Source organism: Waterburya sp. (assembly GCF_058530065.1).
In genome coordinates this window covers 1-7,082 of the sequence record NZ_JBZNBU010000119.1, presented here as the reverse complement: position 1 = coordinate 7,082, position 7,082 = coordinate 1, and the positions used below count along the sequence as shown (strand labels likewise).

General features: G+C 40.4%; 3 protein-coding genes and 1 pseudogene. 2 read left to right on the top strand and 2 right to left on the bottom strand.

Going from position 1 to position 7,082, the window contains the following annotated elements; genetic code table 11:
* The first annotated feature begins 141 nt into the window (after nucleotides 1-141).
* A complete protein-coding gene (locus tag AC33VI_RS07925) occupies nucleotides 142-2,511 on the top strand; it encodes a heavy metal translocating P-type ATPase (RefSeq protein WP_491781726.1) in 2,370 nt (789 codons plus the stop codon).
* Here AC33VI_RS07925 and AC33VI_RS07920 read toward each other — a convergent pair.
* Complete coding sequence (locus tag AC33VI_RS07920) at nucleotides 2,488-4,347, bottom strand: WD40 repeat domain-containing protein (RefSeq protein WP_491781725.1); 1,860 nt, start codon at nucleotides 4,345-4,347, stop codon at nucleotides 2,488-2,490. The two genes, AC33VI_RS07925 and AC33VI_RS07920, sit on opposite strands and share 24 nt — an antisense overlap.
* A gap of 233 nt (nucleotides 4,348-4,580) precedes the next feature.
* A complete protein-coding gene (locus AC33VI_RS07915) occupies nucleotides 4,581-6,038 on the bottom strand; it encodes a helix-turn-helix domain-containing protein (RefSeq protein ID WP_491781724.1) in 1,458 nt (485 codons plus the stop codon).
* Between the two features lie 292 nt (nucleotides 6,039-6,330).
* Between AC33VI_RS07915 and AC33VI_RS07910 the strand changes: the two are divergent.
* Nucleotides 6,331-7,082 (top strand): annotated as a pseudogene (locus AC33VI_RS07910) (hypothetical protein); the annotation flags it as partial.

Genomic DNA, 7,082 nt, shown 5'->3' with positions numbered 1-7,082 from the left:
GTAATGAGTAATGAGTAATGAGTAATGAGTAATGAGTAATGAGTAATGAGTAATGAGTAGCTACGCTTTACACGCTTTACTTGTCACCCAATCTTCAAGTTACCCCGTCAAGTCGTTATAGGTTATTGGTTAAAAAGGTTAATGGTTAAGTCTCCGTCATCTTCGGTAGAAAATAAGAATCAGAATCAAGATCAAGACTGCTCTGAGTTGGAAACTGTGGTCTTAGATGTCAATGGCATGAAATGTGCTGGTTGTGTTAAGGCGGTGGAAAGGCAGTTGGAGCAAAATCAGGGAGTTGTTTCGGCTTGTGTTAATTTGATTACGGAAGTGGCGGTGGTGGAATATGAAGCCAAGAGTATCGCCCCGCAAATCTTGGCGGATAAGTTGACTAAAACGGGTTTTCCTGCGGAATTACGCCCCAGCGATCGCAGTATTTATCAAACCGCAGCGGAAAATAAAGCGAAACGAGAAGCAGCAGCTAAAAATCGCTCGCGGCAACTGATTACTGCCGCTTTTTTATTATTTTTTTCGAGCATCGGGCATTTACATCATCTGGGTTTGCCTTATATTCCCGTCTTGAGTAATATTTGGATTCATTTTGCCTTGGCAACTCTGGCGTTATCGATTCCAGGGCGATCGCTTTTACTAGATGGTTGGCGATCGCTAACTAAAGGAATGCCCAACATGAATACTCTTGTGGGTTTGGGTACGACTAGTGCTTACCTAGCTAGCTGTTTTGCTTTATTTTTTCCTCAATTGGGTTGGGAATGCTTTTTTGATGAGCCTGTAATGTTGTTGGGTTTTATATTATTGGGACGTACCCTAGAAGGGAAAGCCCGCAATCGAGCCTCGGCGGCATTGGAAAAATTAGTTTCTTTACAGCCTCCTATCGCTCGTTTGATTGGCAAGAATAATAATACGGAAACCATTGAAATTCCTGTCGATCGGGTTAAGTCTGGGGAGTGGTTGCGCGTCTTACCAGGAGAGAAGATTCCTGTGGATGGCAAAATTGTTGCGGGAGAAACCACCATCGATGAATCGATGTTGACTGGGGAATCGATCGCCGTAGCCAAAGCTCAATGGGATTCTGCCTACGCAGGAACGATCAATCAATCGGGAGTAATTACCCTAGAAGTTACCAAAATCGGCAAGGACACTACCTTAGCGAAGATTATTAATTTAGTTGAAGACGCTCAAACTCGTAAAGCCCCCGTACAGCAACTAGCAGATACGATCGCGGGTTATTTTGCCTATGGGGTAATGGCAATTGCTACTTTGACTTTTGGTTTTTGGTATTTTTATGGCACAAAGGTATGGCAGTCGGTATTAGTTACGGCTTCTCATTCGATGACAATGCCAATGGGAGAAACGGTCATGGAAACTTCTCCGTTGTTATTGAGCTTAAAATTAGCGATCGCTGTCTTGGTAATTGCTTGTCCCTGCGCCCTTGGCTTGGCGACTCCCACGGCTATTTTGGTCGGTACTAGCATTGGTGCGGAAAAAGGGATTTTAATTAAAGGGGGCGATATTTTAGAAAAAGTCCGAGAAGTAGACACTCTAGTTTTTGATAAGACGGGTACTTTGACTGTGGGCAAGCCTCAAGTTACTGACTGTATTTCTTTGGGCGATCTTAATTCCGATCGATTATTGCAGTTAGCTGCATCGGTAGAAAATAGTAGCAATCATCCTTTAGCCCAAGCTATTTTACAGGCAGCAGCTAGTAAGGAATTATCTTTATTAGAAACAGAAAATTGTCAAACTGTTGTTGGACGAGGTGTATCGGCAACCATTGCAGAAAAAACCATTATTCTCGGCAACGAAGCTTTCTTAAGGGAATCGCAAATTGAAATCCCCGTAGAATATACTCTCGAAGCTCAATTAATAGCCCAAGCAAACAAAACTATCGTTTATTTAGTTTCAGACGGAGTCTTAAAAGGAATTATTGCCATTCAAGATAGTATTCGTGGCGATGCCAAGGCAACCGTCGATCGCTTGCAAGATCTGGGATTAGATCTTGTTCTATTAACGGGCGATCGCTCGGAAGTAGCTCAAGCCGTAGCCCAGGAATTAAATATTACTCAAGTATTTTCCGAAGTAAAACCCGCCGATAAAGCTCAAATAGTGCGATCGCTCCAAGAACAAGATAAGAAGGTAGCTATTGTGGGAGATGGCATCAACGACGCGCCAGCTTTAGCTCAAGCAAACGTGGGTATTTCCCTACAAGACAGTACGGATGTGGCGATCGCAACTGCGGATATTGTACTGATGAAAAACCAACTCCAAGACATAATTACGGCAATCGAACTGAGTCGGGCTACCGTTAGTAAAATTAAACAAAATCTAATTTGGGCTTTGGCTTACAATCTCTTGGCTATTCCGATTGCTGCGGGGATTCTCCTGCCCAGCTATGGCTTACTCCTCTCTCCCGTCTTAGCTGCGATCGCTATGGCTTCTAGTTCCTTAATTGTAGTAACCAATTCACTACTACTAAACTTCAAGTTTAGCCCCTAAGTTAATTAAAGCTTTTTGCTCCGAACTAGTTAAACCTTTGGTATTGGTAATATTCATTCCTTCATATAATAGTTGAAGTTTTAAAGTGCGATCGCATTGCCAACTAGCAAGATTCCAGATTTTAATTGTTTCGTCGTGGCTGGCGGTAGCTAAATACTTGCCATCGTAGCTGAGATCCAAATCCATAATGCGATCGCTATGCCCTTCTAGGGTAGCCAAACAGTCTCCCGACTCTAAATTCCAAAACTTAATCGTGCGATCGTGGCTAATACTAACTAGGGTTTGACCGTCGGGTAACAATTTTAAACCAAAAGCCATATCTTGATGGGCAGCTAGTTGACGAATACATTGCCCCGTTGCAGTATTCCAAATTTTGATTGCACCGTTAACACTAGCACTAATTAATAAGCGATTATCCCAACTCAAAATCACCGATAAAACTCGGTCTTTTTCCTGAATACTGTGCCAACATTCCCAAGTTGATGTTTGCCAAACTTGAATCTTGCCTTCCGAACTAGAAGCAGTTAAATATTGACCATCAAGAGAAAATCGAGCGCATTCTAGCCAATCATCAAAAGCAGTTAGAGTTTGCCGACATATTCCTGTCGCCATGTCCCAGATTTTAACCGTACAGTCGCTGCTAGCACTGGCGAGTAATTTCCCGTCGGGACTGAAATCAACCGATCTAACCATTCCCTGATGTTCCGCAAAAGTTTGCATGGCTTGACCAGTAGTAATATCCCATAACTTAATATAGCGATCGCCACCGCAACTTGCCAGAGTTTGACCGTCGGGGCTAAATGCCACCCCTGTCAGCCAATTATTATGTCCTACTAGAACTTGCTGACATTCACCCGTTTGTCGATGCCACAGTCTGACTTTTCCATCTTGACTGCCCGTAGCGATAAGTTTGCTATCTTGGGGATGGAAAGCAACACACCAAAACCAATTAGCATAGCCCAAAATAGTTTTTAAACAACGACTAGGAGTTAAACTCCAGATTTTGATTTGATTGTCCCAGCCACCACTAGCAATCAATTTACCAGATTTACTCGTAGCGATCGCCCAAATAACACTTTTATGACCCGTAAAGGTTTTCATACATAAGCCTAGTTTCACATCCCAGACTTTGATGCTTAAATCTTCACCGCTACTGACAAGAATATTGCCATTGGGAGAAAAAGCCAAACCCCAGACGGTTTTGCCACTATCGCGAAAGGTATGAATACAACATCCCGTTGCTAAGTCCCACAGTTTGACTAAACCAGCACCACTACCGCTGGCAATAATTTTTCCTTGGGGATGAAATGCTACTGCATAGATTTTATCTGGGGTAGCTGTAATTATTTGACAACATTGGTGAGTAATAAGATCCCAAATTTTAATCGTGCCATCTAAACTACTACTGGCAATAAATTGACCATCGGGACTGTAAGTAATTTGAAACATACGGTCTTGATGTTCTGTATGAATTATCGAACATTCCCCATTTTTAATCTGGTATAAACTGATTTGGTTTTCGCTGTGCTGACTGGCAATAGTGTTCCCGTCGGGACTAAAACAGATAGTAGAAAAAGAGTTATTTTGATGGGTAAAAGTTCGATAACATTCTCCTGTATACCTATGCCAGAGCTTGATTGTACCGTCGAGACTTTGACTGGCAACCAATTGACCGTCAGGACTAAAAGTCAACCCAGAGACAATGGTTTTATGTCCCTGATAGCAGAGAATTTGTTTGCCATCTTTGACACGCCAGAGGGTAACTTCTCCTGCAGAATTTCCCGAAGCCAGACAAGAATCATCGGGACTAAAAGCTAAACGAAAAATACAATACAATCTGGTAGCTAAAATTGATTTACTGAGATCGCAATTAGTAAAATTAACCTGGTGTAAAGGTATGGTTTGTAAATCTGCTTGCCAAATAGTTAAATCAGAAAAATCGTAACCCGTTAAATCTATGTTTAGTTGAATTAAAAGATTGATAATATTACCCGCACCGTAGTTAGAAACTAGAGGTAATAATTGTTTTAAATGATGTTCTAAATCTTTTAAGGAATTAAATTGAGCCGTTAAACGCTGGATGAGGGGAGAAAAAAAAACTTAATCTGATTTTCCTTAACATAATCTTTGCCCGAAGCATCCAGGCAAGCATGAGTATTTAATAAATCGGGACTATTGTTAGTAATTTCGCGATCGATCTGAGCGACGAATTTTTGACTAAAAAACTCCATAACGACAGGTTGCAAAGTAAAACCCAATTTATTTCTCTCTACCAAACTGCGCTGTTGTAAAGATTGCAATTCCGTTAATAATTGATTACTAGCAATATTGCCTAAAATCTTATCTTGTAATTCGGCAATGGTAACTGCTTCCCTAGACAAAGCCAACCAATACATTAAGCTAATTTCTAACTGAGACAGGCGATCGCATTGTTCCGCTAAAAGATCGTTAATATCCCCAAATAAACCAATATCAGTTTGCCAAAAATCACTAATATTACTAGCAAAAAGCCCGCGAATTGTAGCCGCGACAATTTTCAATGCCAGAGGATTGCCACCATAATAATTAATCAACTTATCCCAATCGCGATCGCTTCCTACTAACTTGCCTTGATGTTGTAACAGTTTTTTCCCTTCAATAATATCTAACCCTGATAGTTGCCAATATCTAGTGGCAGTATCCTCACCACTACGACGCCAAAAACCAACGGGAATTTCCCTACCTGTAATCAACAGACAACTTTGATGTTCTGTATCGGCAATAATTTCTAATAATTGTCCAAACCCGCCATAACCGTCTAAATAACAACCTTCTCTACCGTCATAAGTGCCAGCACAACTTTGCAAAACCGACTCAAAATTATCTAAAATAATCAAGCATTTATGTTCCCGCAAATATGTCAAAAGCTGGCGCAATTTACCATCAATACTTTTAGGCAAATTCAATTCATTTTCTTGCTGATGGGATAAAAAACCAATAATTTCCCCTAAGATATTCTCAATCTTCGGTGCATTAGCCACACTCCGCCAAATCAAATAATCAAACTGTTTGCCTATTTCCCCAGCTAACTTGGCTGCAAAAGTAGTTTTCCCCACTCCACCAATGCCAAAAACACCTACCAAACGACAATCATTTTTGACAATCCAGTTTGCTACCTGGCGCAAAGAGCGATCGCGTCCGTAAAAAATCTTAGTATCCTTCATCTCTCCCCAATCTCGAAACTGCTGGGGAGAACTTACCGATGGCACGGATAAACCATTTTGCTCAAACTGTTGATGCACTAAATAGTCATTAAATACAGAATGAATATTCTTCTTGCTTACCCTAATCCCCAATTTCTGGGACAAACTGCGCCACAAACGAAACCCAATATCCCGAATATAGTCGTGGTCGTAACCTACTTCCTCTGCTATTTGCTGATAAGTTTTGCCCTGATAAGATAATCGAAATACCGCTTCTTGCAGATCGCCAATCTTGTTTGTGTTTAATAGCTGATGTAGCAAGGAAACGGCAACTTCTTCGTTCATGTTCGTGGTAATAACATATAAGTATTTTTAATTATCTTAAGGTTTACTGCCTAAAATAGCTGATTTTTTCAGATTTTTTTCCACAGATATTCAGCTAATTTTGTGCTTTAGCTTAATTTGAGCGATTTTGACGGGGGTATAGATGCGATAAAGCTACCAAATCACAAGTAATACAGCCTGTAATTATATTTTCTTAAGCTTTATGGCGATAAATACCTGATTTTTTCTCACATTAAAATTTCTCAATTTTTTCTAAACTTCAAGTAAAGATAAGGTTTAGAGGAATAAAATCATGGGTTCTCAAACTGTTGTTCTTCCTCCTGTTAATCCCGATAATCCTACAACTGATAACAATGAAACTCAATTTGACTACCAATACAATTACGATCTTGGTCTTGTAGAATCAGACGGAAATATTGTTGAAAATTCCAGTTTTTTAGAAGATAACTTATATGAAAATGATATCTACAAGTTTGAGCTAAATACAATCAGTAATCTGAAACTCTCTTTTCAGATTACTGGTTTAGATGCAAACGATCGGGCAAATATATGGCTATTATTCGACGAAGACTTGAATGGTGTCTTAGACAACAACGATCGGCTTTTAGCTTTTCGTACTGGCAAGATTGACAGCATATTAAATATTTCTTTATTGGCTTCACCTCCTGGGACTTATTTTGCCAACATTAATTATGTTGATGGGGAAAATGATAATCGTCTTGACTATCAACTCAATTTATCAGCCAACACTCTTTCAGATTCCAGCAGAGACAACATCGCGGTGCGTCGTGGCAATCAAATCATTATGGATTTTGACTACGATGGGCGTTCCGATCTGATTCAAGGCTATGGCAATGGTAATTCCGAAGACCAATATTTAGTCGGAGATTGGGATGGTGATGGTCGGGATAACATCGCGGTGCGTCGTGGCAATCAAATCATTATGGATTTTGACTACGATGGGCGTTCCGATCTGATTCAAGGCTATGGCAATGGTAATTCCGAAGACCAATATTTAGTCGGAGATTGGGATGGTGATGGTCG